This is a genomic window from Schaedlerella sp. (genome assembly GCF_056796775.1).
Map to the genome: position 1 here is coordinate 24,736 of NZ_JBQIKP010000038.1, position 23,540 is coordinate 48,275.

At 49.5% G+C, this 23,540-nt stretch carries 20 protein-coding genes; 6 read left to right on the plus strand and 14 right to left on the minus strand.

Annotated features, from left to right (window positions below; genetic code table 11):
* Positions 1–40: 40 nt before the first annotated feature.
* The 4 genes from ACTOY7_RS15745 to ACTOY7_RS15760 all read right to left on the minus strand — a co-directional run bounded on the left by ACTOY7_RS15745 (position 41) and on the right by ACTOY7_RS15760 (position 2,897).
* Complete coding sequence (locus tag ACTOY7_RS15745) at positions 41–949, minus strand: anti-sigma-I factor RsgI family protein (RefSeq protein ID WP_482670783.1); 909 nt, start codon at positions 947–949, stop codon at positions 41–43.
* Positions 933–1,415 (minus strand): RNA polymerase sigma factor, encoded by a 483-nt coding sequence (locus tag ACTOY7_RS15750; RefSeq protein ID WP_160282709.1) that lies wholly within the window; start codon positions 1,413–1,415, stop codon positions 933–935. Before ACTOY7_RS15750 ends, ACTOY7_RS15745 begins: the two co-directional genes overlap by 17 nt.
* Before the next feature lie 38 nt (positions 1,416–1,453).
* Positions 1,454–2,098 carry a hypothetical protein gene (locus tag ACTOY7_RS15755; protein ID WP_482670784.1) on the minus strand — a complete coding sequence of 215 codons (645 nt, stop codon included), beginning with the start codon at positions 2,096–2,098 and terminating at the stop codon, positions 1,454–1,456.
* Positions 2,099–2,450: 352 nt separating this feature from the next.
* Entirely contained in the window at positions 2,451–2,897 is a 447-nt protein-coding gene (locus tag ACTOY7_RS15760; RefSeq protein ID WP_394683821.1) for a glycoside hydrolase family protein, read from the minus strand.
* Between the two features lie 958 nt (positions 2,898–3,855).
* On the opposite strand from ACTOY7_RS15760, the gene ACTOY7_RS15765 reads away from it, so the two are divergent.
* Positions 3,856–4,686, plus strand: a complete 831-nt coding sequence (locus tag ACTOY7_RS15765) for a hypothetical protein (RefSeq protein WP_482672481.1) — start codon at positions 3,856–3,858, stop codon at positions 4,684–4,686.
* A 190-nt stretch (positions 4,687–4,876) separates the two neighbouring features.
* Here the strand turns inward: ACTOY7_RS15765 and ACTOY7_RS15770 are convergent, their stop codons facing one another.
* From ACTOY7_RS15770 to ACTOY7_RS15790, 5 genes are all read right to left on the minus strand, one after another.
* Positions 4,877–5,920 carry a zinc-binding alcohol dehydrogenase family protein gene (locus tag ACTOY7_RS15770; RefSeq protein WP_300885109.1) on the minus strand — a complete coding sequence of 348 codons (1,044 nt, stop codon included), beginning with the start codon at positions 5,918–5,920 and terminating at the stop codon, positions 4,877–4,879.
* Positions 5,917–9,117 (minus strand): glycosyl hydrolase family 2 protein, encoded by a 3,201-nt coding sequence (locus ACTOY7_RS15775; RefSeq protein WP_482670785.1) that lies wholly within the window; start codon positions 9,115–9,117, stop codon positions 5,917–5,919. The genes ACTOY7_RS15770 and ACTOY7_RS15775 overlap by 4 nt, the downstream gene beginning before the upstream one ends.
* A 10-nt stretch (positions 9,118–9,127) precedes the next feature.
* A complete protein-coding gene (locus ACTOY7_RS15780) occupies positions 9,128–9,991 on the minus strand; it encodes a carbohydrate ABC transporter permease (RefSeq protein ID WP_394684105.1) in 864 nt (287 codons plus the stop codon).
* Entirely contained in the window at positions 9,981–10,892 is a 912-nt protein-coding gene (locus ACTOY7_RS15785; RefSeq protein ID WP_482670786.1) for a carbohydrate ABC transporter permease, read from the minus strand. The genes ACTOY7_RS15780 and ACTOY7_RS15785 overlap by 11 nt, the downstream gene beginning before the upstream one ends.
* A gap of 120 nt (positions 10,893–11,012) precedes the next feature.
* On the minus strand, positions 11,013–12,359 hold the full coding sequence (locus ACTOY7_RS15790; protein ID WP_160282689.1) for an ABC transporter substrate-binding protein: 1,347 nt from the start codon (positions 12,357–12,359) through the stop codon (positions 11,013–11,015).
* Between the two features lie 124 nt (positions 12,360–12,483).
* Between ACTOY7_RS15790 and ACTOY7_RS15795 the strand changes: the two genes are divergently transcribed.
* Complete coding sequence (locus tag ACTOY7_RS15795; RefSeq protein WP_482670787.1) at positions 12,484–14,247, plus strand: sensor histidine kinase; 1,764 nt, start codon at positions 12,484–12,486, stop codon at positions 14,245–14,247.
* Positions 14,248–14,271: 24 nt separating this feature from the next.
* The gene (locus ACTOY7_RS15800; protein ID WP_004076714.1) at positions 14,272–15,828 is read left to right on the plus strand and encodes a response regulator transcription factor; all 1,557 of its coding nucleotides are present in this window, start codon (positions 14,272–14,274) and stop codon (positions 15,826–15,828) included.
* Positions 15,829–15,903: 75 nt separating this feature from the next.
* Here the strand turns inward: ACTOY7_RS15800 and ACTOY7_RS15805 are convergent, their stop codons facing one another.
* Positions 15,904–16,413, minus strand: a complete 510-nt coding sequence (locus ACTOY7_RS15805; protein WP_004076715.1) for an acyl-CoA thioesterase — start codon at positions 16,411–16,413, stop codon at positions 15,904–15,906.
* A 263-nt stretch (positions 16,414–16,676) separates the two neighbouring features.
* Between ACTOY7_RS15805 and ACTOY7_RS15810 the strand changes: the two genes are divergently transcribed.
* Both ACTOY7_RS15810 and ACTOY7_RS15815 read left to right on the plus strand, forming a co-directional pair.
* On the plus strand, positions 16,677–17,150 hold the full coding sequence (locus ACTOY7_RS15810) for an RNA polymerase sigma factor (RefSeq protein WP_300885103.1): 474 nt from the start codon (positions 16,677–16,679) through the stop codon (positions 17,148–17,150).
* Between the two features lie 2 nt (positions 17,151–17,152).
* Positions 17,153–17,950 (plus strand): hypothetical protein, encoded by a 798-nt coding sequence (locus ACTOY7_RS15815; protein WP_482670788.1) that lies wholly within the window; start codon positions 17,153–17,155, stop codon positions 17,948–17,950.
* 110 nt (positions 17,951–18,060) lie between these two features.
* Here the strand turns inward: ACTOY7_RS15815 and ACTOY7_RS15820 are convergent, their stop codons facing one another.
* Positions 18,061–19,200 (minus strand): DUF362 domain-containing protein, encoded by a 1,140-nt coding sequence (locus tag ACTOY7_RS15820; protein WP_004076720.1) that lies wholly within the window; start codon positions 19,198–19,200, stop codon positions 18,061–18,063.
* Between the two features lie 326 nt (positions 19,201–19,526).
* On the opposite strand from ACTOY7_RS15820, the gene ACTOY7_RS15825 reads away from it, so the two are divergent.
* On the plus strand, positions 19,527–20,432 hold the full coding sequence (locus ACTOY7_RS15825; protein WP_004076722.1) for a DegV family protein: 906 nt from the start codon (positions 19,527–19,529) through the stop codon (positions 20,430–20,432).
* A 380-nt stretch (positions 20,433–20,812) separates the two neighbouring features.
* On the opposite strand, the gene ACTOY7_RS15830 is transcribed toward ACTOY7_RS15825, so the two are convergent.
* From ACTOY7_RS15830 to ACTOY7_RS15840, 3 genes are all read right to left on the minus strand, one after another.
* Positions 20,813–22,105: a putative ABC transporter permease gene (locus ACTOY7_RS15830; protein ID WP_482670789.1), complete on the minus strand. Its 1,293-nt coding sequence runs from the start codon at positions 22,103–22,105 to the stop codon at positions 20,813–20,815.
* A gap of 102 nt (positions 22,106–22,207) precedes the next feature.
* A complete protein-coding gene (locus ACTOY7_RS15835; protein ID WP_394684510.1) occupies positions 22,208–22,915 on the minus strand; it encodes an HAD family hydrolase in 708 nt (235 codons plus the stop codon).
* Between the two features lie 52 nt (positions 22,916–22,967).
* Entirely contained in the window at positions 22,968–23,117 is a 150-nt protein-coding gene (locus ACTOY7_RS15840; protein ID WP_482670790.1) for a hypothetical protein, read from the minus strand.
* Positions 23,118–23,540 lie beyond the last annotated feature (423 nt).

A 23,540-nucleotide genomic window follows, 5' to 3' on the forward strand; every position in this document is an offset into this window, starting at 1 on the left:
CCGTTAATTACGCAATGCTGTACTAGTTCTGCAGCGTGTCTCATGAACCGTGGCGATGTCCGTGAGCATGGTGATATCCGTGAATGTGGTGATATCCGATTTCATCATCGTTTCCCTTTTCACTTTCCTGGCTGTCGGTGCTCTCACTCTCCTGGCTGTTCAGATTTTCCATATTCTGACCAGTGGTGTTTTCACGCTCCCGGCCGTTCCTGTTCCTGCATCTCTGGCAGTGTTCCCCGTCTGTATGATGGGAATCTACCGAATCCGTTTCTTCCTCCTGCCCCTGATAGTTCCGGATCAGAGCCTGGATCTCTCCCATGCACATCCCGCTGATCTTATCCAGGGTAATAGACGGGTCTAATTCCTGCAATACCAGAAAAGCTTCGTATTTTCCAAGAGACACCCCGGCCTCACTGGCCGCCTGTCTGTCTGACGCGCTTCCCCCATGGCAGCTGACATTCCCGCAATGCTCCCCCGCACATTCCGCGGCGCGGCCCTGCATCCGGATACTCCGTGTCTCATCCTCCGCCGCCACGGAAATGCTGACTTCGGCATTTTCCGCCAGATAGCCGGACATTTCCCTGCTGGTGAGCAATACGGTGATGGCTTCATCATATTTTCTGTGCTTTAAATGCAGCTTTTCCACAACATGCTCTGCTTCCTTGTTATAACAAATCACAGATACCACCCGGTCCAGGCGGTTTACCTCCCACTCCATGGATGGATTGACGTCGATGCTGATCGCCGCGACAGGGGTCATATAAAACGCATATCCTCCGATCCCCAGCAATACAAACAGCAGGCAGGCCACCGCGGCAGCATACCGGGCGGAACCAGAATGTCTGCGGACCGACGCCTGGGACAGATACGCCTTTGTCTTTTCCTTTAATTCCCGGCCTGCGGAAACAGAATCAAATGCATCATAGATCCGGTTACTCAAATCCCTCACCTCCAAGCCGCTCCTTTAACATTGCCTTGGCACGGGCAAGAAGCGTATACACCGTGTTCACATTTTTTCCAAGAAGCCTGCCAATCTCCACCGCCGAATATTGTTCGTAAAAATAAAGGTAGATCACGGTTTTATATTTTGCGGGAAGGGAAAGGACGGCTTCCAGGACATCACTGTGGTCCTCCGGAACATCTGCGATGAGGTCTTTGATCTCATCGAGAGGAACCGTATGGCTCCTGAAAAAGCTCTTCATAAAGTCCTTGCAGGCATTGAGCGTCACACGGATCAGCCATGCCTTCTCATGCTCCTCATTTTCAAACACACCCGAATAAAGGACATACTTCAGAAATACGGTCTGAAATATGTCCTCTGTGTCAGAATTGCTTTTTAATTGCAGCATACAAATCCTGCGTACCGTATCTGCATACAGCTCAATTGCCCTCGCAGCCTCCTGTTCACTTCGCATAGCAACTCCCTCATCCCGCCGCAGTCATGTACTGTCGGTCAGTAGCACCCGCGCCTATGGTGACCGCCGCCATGATGTCCGTCACCGTAACCGCCCTGGTAGCAGTTACCGCCTGAGTAATCATAGTTCGTCCCAGTATTGTTGTTATATGTGCCGCCCACATAGCAGTAGCTATTCGGGCAATCTGAATAACCGCACATATTATCATAGCAGATCGGATGTCCATACGGACAGACCGGCTGATATACAGGCTGTGTATCCACCACAGGCTCCGAAGGAGCCGCATAGGTTTCGGCCGGCGCCGCCGTCTGCACAGTACTCTGGGCTGCCGCTGCCGCCGCTTCCTCTGCCTGTCTCTGGGCTTCCGCCGCCGCTTCCTCCTCGGCCTTCTTCTGAGCCGCTGCCGCTTCCTCTTCCGCCTTTTTCTTTGCCGCCGCTTCCTCCTCGGCTTTCTTTTTCGCTGCCGCTTCCTCTTCCGCCTTTTCCTTTGCTGCCGCCTCGGTCTTCCTCTGTATGGATGCCAGTTCGGCCTTTAACTCCGCCACTTCCTTTTCCGCTTTTGCCTTCTCCACGGCTTCCGTCTCAGCCGCCCTCTGCGCCTCGCCTGACGCAGACGCATATACCGTCACGCCGCCGATCACAAGGGCAGCCGCAATCACAAAGGAAACAATTGACTTTTTCATTTTTACATACCTCCTTTATTTTTCCAATAAGAACCCCTTTATAAATAATACGAATGAGTTGGGCAAATCCTTTCATAAAAAGCAAAAAGACTTGGCCGCCGCATGGAGAACCTGTTCTTCCAGTTCCTCATCCATCTGAGATATCCTGTAATTACACGCTTTTCCCGTCAAACACTAACCCTTTAACGATGTCAGAGAATATATTATTATAATCTTCCAAATTCTTCTCTACGATATCTTTTTGTCCCATTCATTCTCCTCTTTGGTTTCTCTTAATTATAGCTCTTCAGCTGCCGGAATACAAGTGCGATTCTTTATTACATGCTGGTGCCAGCCTGGCACTTCTCTGGCATTAAAATATCTGATTGATCACCGTATCCACATAGCTTCCTGCCGGAATCACATCGCAGCCTGTCGTCTTAAACTCATGATCTCCCAGCACTGTCCCTTTATTAAAAGGAACATCCCATAAAAAGATCCATGTAGACAATACTTTCGCCGCTTTTTCCGCCGCACTCAGATATTTCTGTTCCCGACAGATTTCATATGTAAATAGCAGAGAACGCATGGCAAACATCACTCCGACCGCGTCAATCTTAACAGATTTTTTATGTGTCGTATCATTCAGTCCTCCGATATATTTGATATCTTTCACATAATACTGGCAGATAAAGTCTGCGGCTCTGATACAGGATCTCAGATATTTTTCATCCTTCGTCTCCAGATATACCTTTGTCAACACCTCGATTGGAAAGATCACGCCGGATCCCCGCTCAATCCGGTTGCATCCGAACCACATCTCCGGTCCCCTGATCGGCTGTCCTGGTTTGGAAAAATGAATTGATAATTGTCGAATGAACTTGCCCTGTTGTCTCTGCGCTCGAATTCCGTATGCAGACGAAGCGCACTGCCCCCTCTTATATAGCACAGAGACCGGCCGAGTCTGGCTCCCTCTTTTTCCGGTGTCCATAGATCGACTACTCTTGCCTCCAATAGAGATGCGTATTTTATGTATGCTTCGCACCAGAAGGAATTCCCTTCCTTTTCTCGCGCTCTTTTGGAAACTCTATTCGCACCATTGTCATCACCACTCTCCTTTCTGTCCGTCCAAACAAATTTTTCTCCCACATCATTTAAATATCGCAGAGCCATTTCTTCTCCTCCTTCTTTTCTGAATGCATGATCGTTCTTCCTTTGCCTGTAACTATGCAAAGCAGAGGACGGTCTACTGTTCTGAATGGTTGTATTTTTCTTTATACTAAAAAAGATTGCGTATTCCTTCAACATTTTTATTGCCGAATAATTGCACAATCTTGCTTTGACATTTCGTATTTACTTTCCCGAACATTTCTGCTATACTTGTTCTGTGAAAACCTATCGGACCATGCCATTCCGGCCGTCCGGCAATTCTGGCGTCTCGCCATATTTCACAGCAGCACAGGAACTCATTGGTTGACAATTTATAGAAGAAAGGACTGATCTCTATGTCTCAAAAAAACATGCCCGGCAACGCCATGCTGTGGGATGAAATTCTCAAAGCCATCGTGGATGCCATGCCGGAACAGCTTTTTCCACTCTTCAAGGAAGTGTACGGAAAAGAGTATCCAAAAGGAACCCCAGTCACCCTGCTCGCGACGGAATCCTCCACTTACAGGGAGGATCCAAATGCTCCGCCAGGCTCGCGTCTGTCCGATATCGCGCTTTTGGTACAATCAGACTATTATCATCTGGAATGTCAGATGCGCAATGATCGTGAAATGGTCATCCGTATGGTCGCGTATGATCTGCATTTTGCCATGCAGTATACCATTCATGAAGCTGACGAAAATGGCGGTTATACTATGCATTTCCCACGTTCTGCGGTCATCTATCCTGAAAAAAATGAAAAGCTTCCGGAATATCTGCGGTGCCGCATTTTTTTTCAGGATGAAACTGAGCACATTTACAAAATCCCCACCGTCAGGATCCAGTCCTATTCTCTGCAGGAAATTCATGAAAAGCATCTGAATCTTTTTATTCCTTATGTATTGCTCCGACTGCGGCCGAAGTTGGATCCGGAAAGAAAATTTCCATTAGACAAAAAGGAATTGACAGACTTTGTGGATAAAGTTATGATGATATTAGAAAATGAATTAGAAAAAGGGTATCTGACGCAACAGGAATATGATGATTACATCAACCTCTTCCGCCGTGCCGCGGAAAAAATATTTGAGAAGCATGCTGATTTTCGAAGGGAGGTAGACCGTATGACGAAACCGATGATTGAACTGCCCAGTGTACTGCAGAAACGTTTGTATGATGAGATTGACAGTTTGAATGAAAACAAAAAGACATTGATCGCTGATAATGAGGCTCTGGCTGCTGATAAAGATGCTTTGATTGCTGATAAAGATGCTCTGATCGCTGATAAAGATGCTTTGATCGCTGATAAAGATGCTCTGATCGCTGATAAAGATGCTTTGATTGCTGAAAACAACACCCTGACTGCTGGTCTTGCAGAAAAAAATGCTTTACTTGCTGATAAGGATGCGGAGCTTGCCCGAATGCGGGCATTGCTGGAGCAATATCATATTCCGGTCACTGCCTGATTCTCTTTCTTCGGCAGCGCAGAATATCCTATAAAATGCTGAAAGGACTGCCGCAAAATACAGATCGTATACATTGTATGGCTGAGCGTGTAATCCAAATGCCATACCCTGTATATTGCAGTTAGGAACTGTCCCAAAATAACTTCCCATATTCCTTATTTTGCCGCAGCCCCTTTTCTATGTAATGTCATTAAAATGTAATCACTGCCTTCAGCACCTCCTGGGGATGTTCCCGGATCATTTGAAATGCTTTTTCCACCTCATAATACGGAAATACATGTGTCACGAATTCCTCTGCATGCAGCGTACCGTCCTCAAGTCCCTCTATGACTTCATCAAAGCAGCCGCAGTTCAGCCGCGATCCGACAATCGTCAGTTCCTTTTTAGTAATATCCGCCATTGTAATCCTGGATGGCTGGTTTTTCAATCCGATCACGACCACCCTGCCGGCCGGTGAAGCAAGCTGCACAGACTGCTCAAAAGAAGATGGAATGCAGACGGTATCTACTACAACCGGAATTCCTTCTCCTCCCGTAAACGCAGCAAGCTCCGCATCCAGCTCCTGTCCCTGGTCTTTTCCCTGCTGCCCCTGCGGATGGATGAGTACGGTCCGATCCGCGCCCATCCGTTTCGCCCGGTCCAGGCGTGAAGGCACCAAGTCTGTCATCAGAACCTCCGCTCCGTTTCTCTTCGCGCACTGCATCGCTGCTATTCCAATCGGTCCGGCGCCCATGATCAGTACCTGGTCTCCCTTCCCGATCTGTCCGCGCCGGTTGATCTCTGTCCCAATTGTAAATGGTTCTGCCACACTCAGCATCTTTTCATCCATTTTGGTATGGAATTTATGTACATTTTTTTCGGGCACACAGACATATTCACAGAATCCTCCATCCCGGTGTACGCCCAATACCTCCAGCGTGGAACACACATTATGACGTCCGATTCTGCATGCATAACAATGCCCGCAGCTCATGACCGGATCCACCGTAACCTGGTCGCCCGGCTTTACCGACTTCACGTTTTTTCCTGTTTCTGTCACGATCCCGCCAAATTCATGCCCGATAATCCTTGGATAGACTGCCAGAGAATTTGTGCCGTTCCAGATTCCAACATCAGAACCGCAGATTCCTCCTGACGTAATTCTGATCTTTACATCTGTTTCCGCTCTCACTTCCGGCTCCGGCACATCCTCAATTCTGATTTCAAATGGTTTTGGTACCTTTACTGCTTTCATATCGTCCTCTCCTTCCACAGCACAGGCGATTTTAAGACACCTGTCTTCTTTAATTGATATTCATAAGACCAGCTTTCCCCGGTTGTCCGCCATGCGTTTGGATCAAAATAAATCTCATTTTCATCACAATTGTGTACCGCTCCGAACGTATTCACCCGGCTTCCAAAGCTTTTAATCTCGATCCGATGGATTCCCTCCCTCCTGATCTCAAATGGCACCCGATACGGAGCAGTGATGATATCCCCTGCTTTTTCTCCGTCAACCCTGATTTCCAGAAGCGGGGCCCTGTATTTTGACACTTCGATCTGATAGTTTCCCGGTTCCAGCTCCACTTCCGTAACATAAACCGCGTTTCCCCCGTAGAAGGGCATCCCCTGCCCTGTCAGGCTTCCCCAGTAAGCCGCGTTTTTTCTCTTTTTGATCACAGTACGGCATCCATTCACATCTACCGAAAAATCCCCCAGCAGATAGCAGCATTCCAAATTCACTTTTTCTGAAAAGGCAATGCAGAGCTTCAGTTCATGTCTCCCTTCAGAAAGCGCAGGCAGCTTCACTTTCACAATACACGGATCCACATAAAATCCGCAGACCGATTTTTTATCGACACGTTTCTCATCCAGATAGATCTCGGTTGCTCCCAGCGCTTCCAGTGCCAGTGATATCCCTTCAAGCTCTGTTTCACAGTTCAGGGAATACCGGAGTACCACAGGGTAAGCTTCTGCCGTTTCCCTGCGTGTCCAGGGCTGGGCCAGCGCTGCCTGCCTGAGCGGAAGTCCCAGTTTTTCCCGCAGCAGATTATCGATACGCAAGATTTCTTCTGGTTTTTCATAGCATATCGCTTCCCCAAATCGGTACTCAGGCATATCCAGGATCAATACATTGGGCTCTTCCAGACGGATCTCTCCGGGATCCGGAAGACGCTCCCCGCAAAGTAAATGACCATGGTCTTCCTGCCGGAAAAATCCTTTCTGTCCCGCCGCGCAGCCTTCCTCCGCCGGCTCCAGATACAGCAGCAAACTATCATATCCATAAAAGCGATGATAAAACACAGTCTTTCCTTTTTCCGCTAAGGACTGCTTCTTTTTCACGATTCCCTTCATCGTATCCATCTCGGTTACACTCCAGATGCCGTCCAGTTCTATCCGAACGTCATCCGGCAGCGCCAGGTCAGGATTCCCTTCCTCCATCCCATTTGCCGCAAAGAGCCAGCGCGAATTCCCTTCCTGCCGCATCTGGCAGAGATATTTTTCCGCCCGCTCTCCATTCCAGTTTTTCTTGTGGTTCGGCTTTTTCAAATGCTTTTCCCCATGATACCGGATATCCAGCAGCCGAAATTCTTCCAGCCGCGTCAAAAGCTCCTCCCTGGCAAACGCGGTCTTTGTACAGGTCCGGGCAAATACCCTGACATCGTCACTTGCGCGCGCATCCACATATGCGGGGACTTTTCCCATAAAAATGATCTTCTTTCCCGCGGTCCGCATCTGTTTCAGAATATCCAGTGTTGTGCGGCGAAGTGTCAGGCATCCCGGCACTACTACCGCGTCATAGTCCATCTGTCCCACCTTTCCGTCTTTCCAAAGCCCGGGCAGAAGGCTCTCCGATAGATAGTCAAAATCCAGCTGGTTGAATAGCAGCCATTTGGTCACGTCCCGAAATCTCTGATCCGCCTCCTGGCGCCTCTGCCCTGTCTGCTGATTCGGCCCGAACAGCAGCCAGAACGATTCGATCGGATGGATCACCCCGATCCGGACCAGTGCGCGCCCCCGTTTCATCGCGGTGTTCACTCTTGCAAAATGGGTCTCAATAATCCCGTATTCCTTGTACCACGGAGACTGAAAACCGATTGCTGCCGGATAATCCCGTTTTGCTTCCCCGCCCATACTCATCCAGTTTAAATGGTGTACACGGTGCGTCACCCCCAGCGCGGCCTGCCAGTCACCCTGCAGCTTGTGGCCGCGGAAGTCAAAATCCCAGTTCGTAACTCCGTACAATTCGCTGGCCACGCCTTCCCTTCCATATTGATGGCAGACGCTCTCTGCCTGCTTTGCTGTCGTATATTCACGAGCGTCGCACAGCATGTCAATTCCGGGAAGGGAAAAACCACGCAGTCCCCGCATCGCTTCTCCTATAGCCTGAGTCTGGGATTGAAGAGTCGGCTCTTCCATCATATGGCCCGCCAGACGGATCTTATGCTGAGAGCACCATTCCCCGATCTGGTCTGAATAAGCCTTGGCAAATCGCTCAGTCAAATGATCGTGATACCAGTATCTATATTGGGAAACCGCTTCCCCCGGAAGCTCCCACAGGAGTTCCGGAATATGATCCAGCAGATCCTCCCCATATGCTTTTTGGAAGCTGTCCGGAAAATCCTCCGTAAACGGAAGCATCACTTCCTCCTGGGAATCCGCGTTCCCAAGGCACCTTTTTTTCCCAAACTGAGGTTCGTCCGTAAAGATCGCGGGAATGGTTTTTCCAAATTCCCCGCCCACTGCCTGACAGTATTTTTCGTGCGTCACTTCCAGAAAATATCTGACTGCCTCAGGATTTAATGTATCTGCATAAGACTGGTGATTGAACCACGGGCTGTCATGGGCTGTTTCCAGATAAACATACCAGATTCTCGTCCGCCCTGCCCCCATGACATTTTCCTCCCCCCCTGCGGCTCTCTGGCCTGCCCCATCCCGCAGCGTTTCCCCGCGTCTCCTATAGGCCTTCAGGGTTCCGTCCGGATGCAGCTCCACCTCATATGCCGCCAGGAATCTTCCATTTCCCTGGGGGGACGGGGATGCCATCGAGTCAAAATTTCTGCCGACATACGTTTTTGTCCCCTTCCGATAGGGTGTGATCAGGAGATTTTGGCTCCTGTATTTCCGATGCCGCGTCACCTTTCCCCCGCCGTAGCCGGAGGGCCAGCGGTCCTCATCATACAGGCAGCAGAACAGGTTCTTTTCCTTTGCCAGGGCTGCCGCCTTCTTCACACATTCCATATATTCCGGCCCCATATACTCTGTATCCAGGCCGATTCTTGTATGAATATAAAAACCACCCATCCCCATCTCACGGAACTGTTCGACCTGCCATTCCAGACAGTCCATATCCAGCTTCGTATTCCATGACCAGAAGGGGGTTCCCCGATGTTCCTTTCCCGGATTCTGAAATTCCTCCAAAAATCCCTGGGGGAATGCATTTTCCTTCATCTTTTTTCACCTAGCCTTTCACCGCGCCTGCCGTTATAGAGCGAACAAACGTCTTCTGGGCAAACAGATAGATCACGACAAATACCATGGCGCTGACTGTCAGTGCCGCAAATACCGGTGTATAGCCGATCGTGGCAATCTTATCCCGGATTACCGCAATCCCCACGGACAACGTATATCTTGATGTATCACTGATGGATACCAGCGCCCACATGTATTCATTCCAGGCATTCATGCCTCCCAGGATCGCCAGTGTGACAAGCATCGGCTTTACCAGGGGCACCATAATGCTCCACAGGATCCGATATGTACCGCAGCCGTCCATTTTTGCCGACTCAATAATTTCATTAGGAATATTATCCATGTAGTTCTTGATCAGGATCAGTCCCAGCGGCGCAAATCCCTGATAATAGGGAAATACGATCGCGGCCAGGGTATTCTGGATGCCTAAATTTACAACCTGCAGATACATCGGCAGCAAAATGATCGGCGTCGGGATCAGCATATTGATCAGGATCACATAGTAAAAAAATTTCTTAAATTTCATTTTCAGCTTTGAAAACGCATAGCCCAGGCAGGTGATCAGCACTAGGTCAACAGCCAGTGTAGCCGCTGTATTGATCACTGTATTTTTCAAATAAGTCAGCAGGTTCGCCTCTTCAAATGCCTTGATATAATTGTCGAAGTGAAGCGAAGACGGCAGTGACCAGATACTGCTCAAAAATTCTCCTTCGGTCTTAAAGGACTGCAGAATCACCCATACCAGCGGATAGACAGAGATCAACGCGGCAAACAGCATGATCACAAATACCGCTGCTGAAATCTGATTTCTTCCTCCGGATCGTTCTTTTTTGTTTCTTCGGTCATTCTTCATTTTTTCCACCTGCCTTCTTTACCAGCTGCAGGATCACCGTAATTCCGATCATAACAGCCATCATGATGATAGAAGCGGCCGTAGCCGGTCCGAATTTCTGAGATACAAATGCATTAGAATAAACGTAGGAGGTCAGCACATCGGAGGCTCCCCCCGGTCCTCCCTGGGTCATCACCCATACCAGATCGAATGCCCGCAGGTCATTGGTCACTGTGAGGACTCCCAGTGTAGCAAAAGTCGGGATCATATGGGGGACGATGATGTACCTCAATCTCTGAAATTGAGATGCCCCGTCAATCTCTGCAGCCTCTAGATGGTCCTTTGGAAGCGTCATGATATTGGCATAGCAGATCAGCATATTAAATGGAATCGTCCGCCAGATCCATGTCACGATGATCGCAGGCAGCGCCGTATCGATCTGGGACAGCCAGGGCCGCGCCAGGCTTCCGAGCCCGATCAGTTCCAGAAGCTGGTTCAGAGGTCCGATCGTAGGATCGTAAATAATGCGCCATATACATCCGATCACGACCATGGAGATCAGATAGGGAATAAACAGCGCTGTATTAAAAAACCGTTTCATCCGAATTCCCCGGAATAAAATGTAGGAAAGGATAAATCCAATCGTAATGGAAAAGATCAGATCACATCCGATCAATTGAAACGTATTGCCAAACGCCCGGTAAAACTGATCATCCTTAAGTACGGATCCATAGTTTTTCAGCCCCACATATTTTGTCAATTCCCCATAGCCTTTATACTTGTAAAGACTGATCCGAAATGCATTCGCAAATGGGATAAACAGGAAGATCACCAGGATCACCAGGGTGGGAAGAATCAGGATATACGCCGGGATGCTCTCCTTTAACTCCTGCAGCAGACCTGCTTTTTTATGTTTGCCCACAATATTGCCTCCTCTTTTTTCGTATTTTCAGCATACGCAAAATCCTGCCGCCGGCAGCATTTCCGCATATGAAGATATAAAAACAGCTGGCCGCCAGCCAGCCGTTTTTACGTTTCCCTATTACTCCTTATCCTCCAGATAAGAATCGTAGGATTCCTGTAAGGTTTTCGTCACGTCCTCCAGGGTGATCTGTCCAAGCAGATAGTTCGGGATCAGGTTTTCTTTAAACTCCGTATTGATCTCTGTTGACACTGTCGTCGGTACAAAAATATCCGGGCAGAAGCCATTTTCCGCCGCCGCGCCGTAGCCCGCCAGGATTCCGTCCAGTTCCGGACTGCGTTCCACATCATTCAGGCCCGAGTTGGAATATTTTAATCCCTCGTCAGTCTCAAAATTGGTCCTGGAGGTCAGATACTTCAGCAGCCGCACCGCTGCCTCCGGCTCTTTTGTATCTGCGCTGACCGCGAAAATATTGCTTGCCCCTCCCAGTGATCTGGAGGGAAGTCCGTCTATTCCCGGAAGCGGAAATGTTCCAAGCTCCATCGTATCCGGCGCATTATCCATGATATATTCCAGTTTATCCGGGGCGATCATCACCTGAGCCAGCTTTCCCTGCAGAAAGAGCTGCGCGGTGGTATCCAGATCCGAGGTCATGAAGTTCTCCGGCAGATACCCTTTATCCCAGATTTCCTTATAGCTTTCCAATCCGGCCTTTACCGACTCTGTCTCAAAGGTCATCTCTCCGCTTTCAAAGGTTTTTCCATCCTCCTCGATCTCCTTCCTGCAGAACTGATCCCAGAACAATCTCGGCATCCAGTCAATACAGGTATTGGACTGTACGGATAACGGAGTGTATCCTGCATCTTTGAGTTTCTCACAATTGTCCATAAAGTCTTCCCAGGATTCCGGCTCAGACAATTCCAGCTTCTCATAGATTGCTTTGTCATACATCACCGCCACCGTAGTCATCGTAAAGGGAACGCCGTAATCATAAGATTCCATTTCGCCGCAGCCCGTATATGCGATGTTCTCCAGGCTTTCCAGCAGGGATGGGATATACGTATCCTTCCACGCCATATCGCCTTCATATGCCTGATCCGCCAATTCGTCGGAAATATCCATCAGAAGGCCCTCACTGATCTGGTCACAGTAATAACCGGATTGTGTCCAGAATACGTCCGGCACTTCATGGGAGGATGCAAGCGCCGCAAACTTTGCCGAATAATTTCCGGAATCCACATAATCAAACTCCACTTCTATGTCCTGATTCTCTTCTTCAAAAGCCCTGATCATATCCTCATCCACCAGCTCCATGGCAGACAAAAACCGGATCTTCGCTTTTTCGTTTTGCTCCTCTGATCCGGAACCGCTTTGCTCCGTCTGGGTATTGCCCGAAGAGCCGCATCCTGCCAGCAGGGTTCCCGCCATCGCTGTAGCTATGAGCATGGAAATAATTTTTCTCTTCATGATTTTCTTTCTCCTTTTCTTTTCAGTTTTCTCTTTTGATGGTTTTATTCTAACACAGGTAAAGTGGACATTTCTTGGTTCCTGTGGTATACTTTTCTTAGTTTTTTCAGAAAGGGCGTTTTCTATGAAATTACGGCAGAAATTGTTTATCATTCTGTTTTTTATGGCATTGCTGCCAACCATCTGCATCACCGCAGTATCCTATCACCGTTATCAGAAGACCACGCGGCAGCAGATGACTGAGTACTCTTCCAACCTGTTTTCCAGGGCGGTCCAACAGACCAATACGACACTTGCGGAGCTGGAAAAGCTGGCGAACCAGTTTTCCTCATACTCCTCCGGCAGTTATTCCCTGACCCGGAATCTAAAGCCTTATGCCGACCCAGCGGAGGAGCACAGCGAACTGTCTATCTATCAGAACAGGCAGAATCTAAAATACCTGTGCCAGAACCTGTTCAATACCTATGACTATATCTACGGTATATATTTTTTTACCCCGTCCGGCATTCATTTTACATTTGAAAATACGCCCGACACCAGGCTGGTCTATGGATATGCCCCTTCAGAGGAAGCCTGGTATCAAGAGACGTACAGCCAGCGGGGAACTCTGTATATCAGCAGGATCTCCACCCACCCCGATATCTTTCAGGGAGGTAAAAAAAGCTTTTTTCTGGCAAAGAATCTCTACGATATTTATACGTCCAAAAGCCTGGGAATCTTAATGATCAACTGCAGTCCTGATATCTTCGACCTGGATGCCCTGAACACGATTCCTGATGTCACTTCCATCGCGGTCATCAACCATGAAAGCGGAGAAACACTTTATTGTACCCCGCCAAATGGGCGCGTCATGACACCGGAGGAAGCAGAAACGCATGCCGCATATTCTGCTGAGCTTGCGCATCCCTCTCTGTCCCTGTATACTTTTGTGGATAACAGCCGGCTATATCGCGAATTCGGCGCCGCAGGCATCCTGCTGCTCCTGATTGCGGTCATCTGCGTGATCAGTGGTATCCTCCTGGCATTGTATTTTTCAAAATCCGTAACAGAGCCGATTGTTCATCTGAGCCGGAAGATGTCACGCCAGAGCGAAGAGAACCTGAGTGTTTCTACGCGGTATCTGAACCGAACGGATGAGATCGGTATTTTATACAATGAATATAATTCCATGATCGAGGAATTGGATACCGCGATCAAGACCAATTATCAGAGCCGGCTGATCTCTCTGGATGCCCAGATGAAATCACTGGAAGCACGGATCAATTCCCACTTTTTATTCAATACACTGGAGGCGATCAACAGCATTGCCGCCATTGAGGGGAGCCGATCCATCTCCACGATGGCCATGTCTCTGGGAAATATGTTCCGCTATGCGATCAAGACACCCAGCGAGGTGGTTACCCTCCGGGACGAGATCGACCACGTTCTGGATTACATCTCCATCCAGTCGATCCGGTTTGACGGGCTTTTTCAATTCCGCCTGCGCATTCCCGAACGCATGAAGGGATTGAAGGTTTTGAAGCTGATCCTGCAGCCTATTGTGGAAAATGCATTTTCACACGGACTGCAAAATTGTCAGTTCGGCCATCGCATCAGTATTCGTGGTTTTTTATTTGATACTTACTTCTATCTCTATGTTGTCGATGACGGAAAGGGAATGTCTCCCGAAGAATTGCAGGCGCTGAATGCTTCCCTGATGGAAGAGCCTGCTTTTACGGAGCTGGGGCATCGGAGCAGCCAGAGCATCGGGCTAAAAAATATCAATACACGCATTGAGCTTTATTATGGGAAAGGATACGGTCTGTACGCGGAAAGCAGACCCGGCCGCGGAACTCTCATCCGTGTCAAGCTGCCCTGCCTGAACGAGAGCGTCCCGGACCATTCCTGAGAAAAAATATGAAAGGCAAATCCTATGTATCAGTTTATTATTGTAGATGATGAACCGTTGATTCGTCTGGGAACCTTAAAAAAGCTGGAACCGCTGAAAGACCAGATCCATTGTTCCGGTGAAGCGGGCAATGGAAAGCAGGCGCTGAAACTGATTGAAGAATTTCATCCTGACCTTGTCATTCTGGATATGGAAATGCCGGTCATGGACGGAACACAGCTCCTGCCCTTCCTGGCAGAGCATTATCCTGATATGCAGCTGATTGTGATCAGCGGATATAAAAGCTTTGACTATATCAAATATGCGATTTCCGCCAACGTGATTGATTATATATTAAAACCTTTTACAGATGAGCAGATCCAGCAGACGGTACTTCAGGCTCTCCGGCGTCTCGAAGCCTCTGAATCAATCGACAAGAAAATACGCCTCAGCGAAGAGCAGAAGGAAATGGCTTATTACGAATATGATCTGCAGCTGATCCAGAACCTCATCCTGGGCTATGCCGTATCTGACACTGCCATCAATTCGGAAAAGCTGGCTTTTCTCAGGCAGTCCGGGCGCATCTGCCTAGCCGCGCTGTGTTCCTCCGCGCCGCTCCATGATTTTCGTCTGCAGGAACATGTGGCAGAGCTTGGTTTTTCGGAAATGGCACTTTATCTGCCGCATCCGACCAATGCGCTGCAGGGCTTTTTTGTACTCTGCACTCCCAATGACGCAGATTTTACGCCTCAGTCTTTTTACCAGAGATTTATACAGGATTTTATGGCGCATCTGCACAGTTACGGCGCGGTATCCTACTGGGGCGTCAGCAGCCCCTGTTCCGCGCCGGAACAGCTCCATGGCGCTTACGAAAAATGCCGTGAAGCCCTGGATACCATTCCAATCCTCCAGACCTCCTCAGATTATTATGTCTGGCATCCGGATACCAAAAATGAACTCCGGGAGATCAGTTGGGATAAAAAGGAAGAATTTCTGTTCCGTGTGGAAGCCGGGATGACGGATGCCGTTTTTCAGCTGCTGCGGGAACTGCAGGATTGCTATCAGGCAATCCCCTCCCTCACGCTGGCAGATGTCAAATACCACTATCATCAGCTGACTGAAGAATGTATGCTGATCTTAAAGCAATATGTCAGCCAGACCAATCCGTCCAGAAGCATGCATAATATTGTCAGGGAAATTTTTTCTCCTGAAGAGCTCCACGGTTATTACAGGCAGTTTTTCGGCAATCTCTCGGAGATGCTCAAGCCCCAGAGCGTATACGCTGTCAATGATCCCATTGAACAGATCCAGATTTATACCAGGAGGAACTACCAGAAGAACCTGACTGTAGAATTCCTTGCCTCGCTCTTTTATATGAACAGCAGCTATTTAAGCCATTTGTTCCGCAAACGGACCGGGGTTAAGTACGTCTCGTACCTGAATTCGATCCGGATCGAACAGGCAAAAAAGCTTCTGGAGACGACAGACCGGAAGCTGTATCAAATCGCCAAAGCGGTGGGATATGAAAATAATAAATACTTTTTTCGCGTGTTTAAGAAAGCCGAAGGGGTTACGCCGGAGCAATATCGGAAGATGCGATGATCCGAACAGCAGTCCGGACAGCGGGTGCTCTGGCCGCTCCCGCGGCCGCGCTCCGGCGGAAGTGTATCCGGCCATTCAGTACCCTTCCTCCCGCCTCCGCTTCCGCAGCTGATACCGTTTTTCCCCTCCAAGCCATTCTGCCTGCTCAGCCTCCGATGCCAGCTCAAGCCCCGGCACCTCCACCGCATTTCCCTTTTCATCCACCGCCACCATGACAAGGTACGCCCGGTTGATACTCCTGCGGTTTCCCTGGTAGTCCTCAACATAGGTGTCTACCCGCACCTCCATGGACGCGCGTCCCACATAGGTCAGCCGGCCCACCAGGACGATCATGTCGTTCTGATAAGCTCCTGCCTTAAAATTCAGATTGTCAATGGATGCCGTTGTCACCATTTTCCCGGAATGGCGCCGGCTGACGATCCCGGCCATCTCATCGATCCACTGCATCAGATAGCCGCCGAACAGCCTGCCCTGGGGATTGATGTGCTGGGAACGGATCACATAGACCTGCTCAGTCCTGGAATCCCCCACTTTTTTCATTGCTCTTTTCTGCTCCATGCCTTTCACTTCCATTCGATTTGTCATTCATTTTTTCCAGCTATGCGGTTGCGATTGGATAAATGAATTTCGTGATCCCTGGATCATCAAACCGCACAATTGGAATTCATTTCTATAGTATATACCATAATCCCTCCGAAATCATAAAAATCTCAAGTTTTTTCTTCCCTGATGAAATTTTTTCCCCATTTCAAAGATATATATAGTAGAGTGGTATACACAACGCCGGGGTTATACTATTTGAAAGAGAAGCGCCAAAATAGCAGCGGAGAATATAAGGAGATCCTGAAATGTTACCGAAAGAGCAGTTTATTGAAATGGCAGAAAAATATATGGACATGATCTTCCGGATCGCGTTTCACTATGTAAAGAACCGTCCGGAAGCCGATGATATCACACAGGAAGCCCTGTTAAAGCTGTACAATACGAAAAAGGACTTTGAAAATGAAGACCACATCAGGCACTGGCTGATGCGCGTCACGGTCAATTGCTGCAAAAAAACATTTCTGTCCCCGTGGAGGAAAACCGAACCGCTGGAAACCTATGCGGACAAGCTGTCCTTTTCCACACCGGAGCACGGCGAACTGTTTTATCTGACCATGGATCTTCCCCGCAAATACCGGGTCGCAATCTATCTCTATTACTATGAGGACTGCAGCACTGAGGAGATTGCCCGGCTTTTGCATATCCCGAAGGCAACGGTGGCCACCCACCTGCACCGGGGGCGGGAGCTGCTCCGCAAAAAACTGATGGAGGTGAAATGACCATGTTTGACAAAAAACTCTATGTAGAAACATTTTCGGCCCTTCATGCCTCTGAGGATACGCTGGCTGAAATTCGAAAGCTCACGTCACAGACCAGAAAAAAAGCACCACATGGGATCCGCCCTGTCGTCCTGCTTACTGCCCTGCTGGTTTTTCTGCTGTCCTTTGCAGCCTTAGCCGCAGGCAGCCGGAGGATGGGCGGCTGGGTACATCATGCTTCGGTTCGAAGTGTGGAAAAAATGGGGCTTTCCTGCCCGGACCGGCTTGGAGAATACCGGCTGTCCGGTCCCTCCCCTTTCCGCCGCATCCATGTAGCCCCGGAAGAATCCAGCGTCCTGAAAGCCTGGCTGGATCCGGACTATACCTGGATGAGCGCGGAATATCAAAATGAAGCCGGCCAGACTCTTTCTCTCGGCTTCGGAAAAACCGATCATCCTCTCTGGGCATACTGTTTCAGTTATGACGCGGAAGCGGAGGTTTGGCTCGGCGCAGAGACAGATACCGGACAAAAAAACACAGAAAAGCAGGATACGGAATCGTCCGCCGGAAGTTCCGGCCCGGATATAAAAAATGTGGAGACAACAAAGTATCAGGGCTGTACGATTTATCTGGCCGCCCGAAACAGAAGCATGGAGGCCCACTGGGTCGATCCGGAGATCGGGCTTTGTCTTGTCCTTTCTTCCGGTCCCGACTGGATCCAGGATGAAACGGAAACACAAAACCGTGATACAGCGTGCCTTACACAACGTGAATTTCTGAATTTGGTAAAGCATGTCATTGACGATAACCGGACAAAATAGTCCCTGCAGATTACTCCGGCGCGCAATACAACAGGCAGATTTTTCCTTTTTATTCGGAATAAATCTGCCTGTTCATGGCAAAATACTGCCCTGCCCTGAGCCGTTCCCTTTTATTTGACGGTGATCAATTCATATTCCTTCGTCCCCAGCCCGATCTTCTCCGCATGGGCCAGACAGGTCTTATACTCGGAATTGGGCGTGGTATTCTCAAAATGGTCGTGATGGTCGCAGAAGCTACTGCCCGCCATCTGCTCCGTCAGCTGGGAGTTGGGCAGCGGGGTCTGCCGCAGGCAGGCATCCGCGCAGGCCTGATCCAGCGCCAGCGGATCCGCGGAAGCAAACATCCCGATATCCGGAAGGATCGGCACGTCATTTCCCGAATGACAGTCGCAGACCGGTGAGATATCGCACACCAGGGAAATGTGGAAGCAATCCCTGCCTGTCACCACCGCCTTCGTATATTCCGCCATACGGCAGTTCAGCTCCTTGACCGCCGCATCCTGTCCAAATGCAATGGCATCGAAGTTGCAGGCACCGATGCAGCGTCCGCAGCCCACGCATTTTTCCCCGTCAATGGTCATGACCTTTCTTTCCGCGTCAAATACCAGTCCGTCGTTTGCGCATTCCCGCATACAGCGCTTGCAGCCCCGGCAGCTCTCCGGGTCAATGACCGGCTGCCCGTTATGGTGCTGGTCCTTCTTGCCTGCTCTGGAACCGCAGCCCATCCCGATATTCTTGATGGCTCCCCCGAATCCGGTCATCTCATGCCCCTTGAAATGGGTCAGCGAGAGAAATACATCCGCGTCCATGACCGCGCGCCCGATCTTTGCTTCTTTGATATATTCGCCGCCTTCCACCGGCACCGCAATGTCGTCCGTACCCTTCAGGCCGTCGCCGATGATCACCGGACATCCCACCGTCATGGGTGTGAAGCCGTTCTCCCACGCACAATACAGATGCTCAATGGCATTCTTCCTGCTGCCGGGATAGAGGGTGTTGCAGTCCGTCAAAAATGGCTTGCCGCCGCATTCCTTTACCAGATCCGCGACTGCCTTCGCATAGTTAGGTCTGAGATAACTCATATTCCCCAGCTCTCCGAAATGCATCTTGATCGCGACAAATTTGCCGTCCATATTGATCTGATCCATCCCGGCTTTCCTCAGCAGCCGTTTCAGCTTCTCCACCGGACTCTCATCCATCTCACATCGAAAATCTGTAAAGTATACCTTTGCTTTTTTGGTATCACTCATGTTATTTCTCCTCTCTTATCACAGGATCTACTGTACTTTTCGCGGAACATCCTTCCCATGTACATTCTCTGATCTAAGGAACTTCCATTCTGCGCTAAACTGTACAAAAACAAGATTCATGGCCGGAAGGCTGTAACGCGTCATTTCCATCAGTTTACCACATTTAGAAAATAGTTTCTACATCATATTTTGAGTTTTATGTAGTATATATAACCACTTAATAAGGCTTTAAAAAACTCTTCATGTATTTTGAAACGCAAAACGATTGCATTTCCCAAAAAAACGTAGTATTCTATATAGAAACGCAATGAAAAGAAGGGTATGATATGAGCGAAGCATTTCACATTATCAGCGACGGATCGTGCGATCTGCCTGCAGAGCTGGCACAGGAAAAAAATATTACGGTCGTTCCGTTTTATGTCTCATTTGATGATGAGCATTATCTAAAAGAAAATGTAGACATTGATATCCGGGATTTTTACCAGCAGATGGTTGACAAAAAAGGCGTATTTCCCAAGTCCTCCATGCCTTCCATCCAGGATTACGAGGAGGCCTTCCGACCCTTTGCCAAGGCCAATATTCCCGTGATCTGCATCTGCATCACCACCAAATTCAGCGGATCCATGCAGTCCGCGCTCAATGCCCGGGCGCTCATACAGGAGACCTGGCCCCAGGCGGAGATCACGGTCATCGATGCCACCGTCAATACAGTCCTCCAGGGCCAGTATGTGCTGGAGGCGGCGCGCCTGCGGGACAGCGGCTGGAGCTTTCGGGATACGGCGGCACGGCTGGAGGAGATCAAGAGCACCGGACGGATCTTCTTTACGGTAGGAAATATGGAATATTTAAAGCACGGAGGCCGGGTCGGGAAGGTGGCTTCCCTGGCCGGAAGCGTCCTGGACGTGCGTCCCGTCATCACACTCAGGGAGGGCGAGATCTTCCCCTCCGGGATCGACCGTGGAAGGAAACGCACCACTCAGAAAGCCCTGAATCTCCTGCTGGAGTATTTACAGGAAAGCCGTCTGGGGATTGAATGCTACAGCCTTGCGGTTGGCTATGGATATGACCTGGAGGAGGGGCTTGCCTTCCGTGACCATGCGCTGGAGTCGCTGCAGAAAAAAGGGTATGCGATCGAGGAGATCCCTGTCTACCAGATCGGCGCCACCATTGGAGTCCACACCGGGCCCTATCCACTGGGATTCGGGATCATCGAAAAAGGGATCCACAGCTAAAGGGCATGATCTCCCACATCTGGATGACCGTAGACCAAAAGACCTCTGACGCAGAGTGTTTTGTCCTGCGGGACCTGATCTTAAAATTTTTCCACCTGTACGGTTGCAATCCGAAGTCACATTTTTATGCAATTTATTGCAATGAAAATGCGACTTCGGATCAGCAACCTACCTCATTAATAAGTAAAATGTGACTGCGTTAGCAGGCATAAAAGTGCGAAGCACGGATTTTACGAATGAATGAGGTGGATTGGATGCTCAAAGAGCATCCAACCGTACAGGTAGAAATTTTTCCACCTGTGCGGTTGCGATTCGGCAGCCGCTTTTTCTGCTTTTATTCTTTCAAGGATTTTATGCCCTGCTGCTTGCATCGGAGTGGTTTATTCCACCAGGATCGCGTTGGGATAGATCCGCTCCACCCTCGCGTCCTCAAAATGCGCATCCGTCCACACCTGCCAGCTCTCTTTTGCCGGCACGCCTTCCTGCCGCTCTCCATAGCGCACCAGCGCCATACAGGACACGGTGATATTACAGCACATAAACAGGATCAGCGCCCACGTCGCGACCTTCCCGAAGATCACCGGCAGCCTTTCGATCATCCGGGAAATGAATGGGTAGCAGCATTTGAACCAGACCACCGCCGCGATCCCCCAGAAAAAGCAGTACAGCAGGTTGATCCTCCCGCCCAGATTGAAGGGGATCTCGCTGTAGTCCCAGAACACCGTGCCGAATACCATTTCCGTAAAGACACTGCAGAAATATTCATAAGCGCCGCCCAGGAAGGTGCCTGCAAGAAACAAAAAACCGTCCGACCGGTTCCGGTACTTATAGAGCATGGCCGTTACCAGCGCGATGGCAAGCCCCCAGACGATGCTGAACGGCCCCCAGACCACACTGCTGCGGCTCATCCAGACTCCCGCCGTGATCCGGCAGAAGATGGTTTCCGTGATATCCCCGAGAAACGCGCCCGCAAAGAAGAGCCACACCACCTTATAAAAACCGCACCCTTCCGCAAAGGTCCCGAATACTTCCTCCAGCTCCATTTGCTCCACAACATGATATGCGTTGTGGATTCGTTTTTCTACCTGTACGGAGATCCATTTTCCCAGCCGCGCAGACACCTGCTCGAACCGGTTGTCCGCCGCCTCCCACCGGTCCAGGCGGCCGCTTTTTCCTGTCAGCAGGATGTACGTTGCCAGAACATCCACGGCCAGCGCGACCACCAAAGCCCAGATCAGGATATTCCGGAGCAGCACCGGCAGCATGTCAAAGAGCCGGATCAGGATCCGGTTTCCCCATCTGACGCAGAAAAATCCAAGCACTCCCCAGAGCAGGGACATGGGAAGGCAGATATAGCCGTCCAGATTCCAGCGGATCCCGGAATAGTCCCACCATCTCTCGTGATAATACTTTTCGATCCAATGCCCCGCGATCCATTCCAGCGATACCGCATAGATGACGCTTCCGAAAAACAGCCAGATCCCGGTCACTTCATGAAGGCCGATGCTCATCAGAACTGCCGCCGTACCGTAAATGATACAGAACGGTCCGTTGATCATCCCTCTGTTGACAAATTTTTTCTGCTTCACTGCCGCAGCCGCCGTTTCCAGAACCCATCCCAAAAATGAGTATGCCAGAAAGAGCCAGAGCAGCCCATATCCTATGTATTGCATGATACTTCTCCTTCTCTGTGCTGAGGAACTGTCCCTAATGATCCGCAGGCAGATCCGTCTACGGCGCGGATCAGGATTTCCGCCTGTTCAGTTTACAGCTTCTTACCTGTCCAGATTGGTTATGAACTTTTTCACTTCATCCGCTGCTTCAAAAGAACGGATCACCGGGTACGGCAGTTCCGCTTCCGGTTCTTTTCCCTGGCTGTACCAGATCCCGCGCATCCCGGCAGCGATCGATCCCTGCACATCCTTTTTCACATGATCTCCGATAAATGCGCATTCCTCCGCCGCGCATCCGGCCTTTTCCGCGCACAGCCCGAAAAACTTCGGATCCGGCTTCTCCACTCCTGCTTCCTCGCTGGTCACCACAAAATCCACATAAGGGGCGACTCCCAGCTCCTCCAGCTTCCGATACTGGATATAAGCTGTCATATCTGTGCCGATCCCGATCCGGATCTGATCCTCGCGCAGAGTCCGGAATAGCTCTACAATGCCGGGATAGGGCTTCATCTGCTCCAGCACTGTATCCCAGTATGTGCAGGCCAGTGTTTTCACATGGGGAAACAGAGGCTCACCCAGCAGCTCCATCATGCATTGAAACCGGAGTATCCGGTTGTGGATCGCGGCCGTATCCGATCCCACCCGCTCCTCTGCCATACGCCACGCCTTCCGGTAATATTCCCGAAAATGCGGTTCCTCCAGTCCAAAGGAACGCCGGCAGTAATCCCGCGCCGCCTCCATCCCGAACCGGTTGGCTCTGTCAAAATCATAGAGCGTGTTGTCAATATCAAATATCACTGTTTTCATCATTTGTCCGTCCTTTCGTTACTATTTACAGTGCCTTGTGCCTTGCCGCAAGGCATCATATACTTCCGCCGATCTGATAAATCTTCCGCAATTTATCCACTCCATTTTCCATCGATGCCTCATGATTGATCCCACGGTTCGCCACAGCCTCGGCGATCCACGCCAAAAGTCTTACCCACCAGTACAATTCATTATAATTTGTCACCCATTTCCGCAGGAAAATGATGACCTGCTTGCGCAATTCATTGTACCAAATTGCTTCGCAATGGCTTGCGTACGTTATCCTATTATGTTACACTATCTCTAACGTAGTATTATCGAAAAATTTTCTGTCAATTCAAAGAATTGTTTCTCGAAACATTGCAATTACATAATGAATTGTCAGAAAATATTTCCGCAATCTGGTACAATTGGAAATCATCAGATTCAAAGCAGGTTTTCCCCTGCTTTTTTTGTTCGATGAATCAGATGCTTTCCTTATTAATTATAACACATATCACACATTTTAGATAGGATTATCCTTCGCTTCCAGCTCTGACGCATAAATTTAATTTTATTTTTCTAAGCTATAAAAACATTACATTTTTAACAGCTTTTTCTTGGTTTTCTGAATCTCAGGGAATAGTAT

Coding starts and splice junctions, on each gene's coding strand:
- ACTOY7_RS15750 (WP_160282709.1), bottom strand. CDS start 1,415: ATGCGAAGTGAACAGGAGGCTGCGAGGGCAATTGAGCTGTATGCAGAT.
- ACTOY7_RS15755 (WP_482670784.1), bottom strand. CDS start 2,098: ATGAAAAAGTCAATTGTTTCCTTTGTGATTGCGGCTGCCCTTGTGATC.
- ACTOY7_RS15760 (WP_394683821.1), bottom strand. CDS start 2,897: ATGTGGTTCGGATGCAACCGGATTGAGCGGGGATCCGGCGTGATCTTT.
- ACTOY7_RS15765 (WP_482672481.1), top strand. CDS start 3,856: ATGGTCATCCGTATGGTCGCGTATGATCTGCATTTTGCCATGCAGTAT.
- ACTOY7_RS15770 (WP_300885109.1), bottom strand. CDS start 5,920: ATGAAAGCAGTAAAGGTACCAAAACCATTTGAAATCAGAATTGAGGAT.
- ACTOY7_RS15775 (WP_482670785.1), bottom strand. CDS start 9,117: ATGAAGGAAAATGCATTCCCCCAGGGATTTTTGGAGGAATTTCAGAAT.
- ACTOY7_RS15780 (WP_394684105.1), bottom strand. CDS start 9,991: ATGAAGAATGACCGAAGAAACAAAAAAGAACGATCCGGAGGAAGAAAT.
- ACTOY7_RS15790 (WP_160282689.1), bottom strand. CDS start 12,359: ATGAAGAGAAAAATTATTTCCATGCTCATAGCTACAGCGATGGCGGGA.
- ACTOY7_RS15795 (WP_482670787.1), top strand. CDS start 12,484: ATGAAATTACGGCAGAAATTGTTTATCATTCTGTTTTTTATGGCATTG.
- ACTOY7_RS15800 (WP_004076714.1), top strand. CDS start 14,272: ATGTATCAGTTTATTATTGTAGATGATGAACCGTTGATTCGTCTGGGA.
- ACTOY7_RS15805 (WP_004076715.1), bottom strand. CDS start 16,413: ATGACAAATCGAATGGAAGTGAAAGGCATGGAGCAGAAAAGAGCAATG.
- ACTOY7_RS15810 (WP_300885103.1), top strand. CDS start 16,677: ATGTTACCGAAAGAGCAGTTTATTGAAATGGCAGAAAAATATATGGAC.
- ACTOY7_RS15815 (WP_482670788.1), top strand. CDS start 17,153: ATGTTTGACAAAAAACTCTATGTAGAAACATTTTCGGCCCTTCATGCC.
- ACTOY7_RS15820 (WP_004076720.1), bottom strand. CDS start 19,200: ATGAGTGATACCAAAAAAGCAAAGGTATACTTTACAGATTTTCGATGT.
- ACTOY7_RS15825 (WP_004076722.1), top strand. CDS start 19,527: ATGAGCGAAGCATTTCACATTATCAGCGACGGATCGTGCGATCTGCCT.
- ACTOY7_RS15830 (WP_482670789.1), bottom strand. CDS start 22,105: ATGCAATACATAGGATATGGGCTGCTCTGGCTCTTTCTGGCATACTCA.
- ACTOY7_RS15835 (WP_394684510.1), bottom strand. CDS start 22,915: ATGATGAAAACAGTGATATTTGATATTGACAACACGCTCTATGATTTT.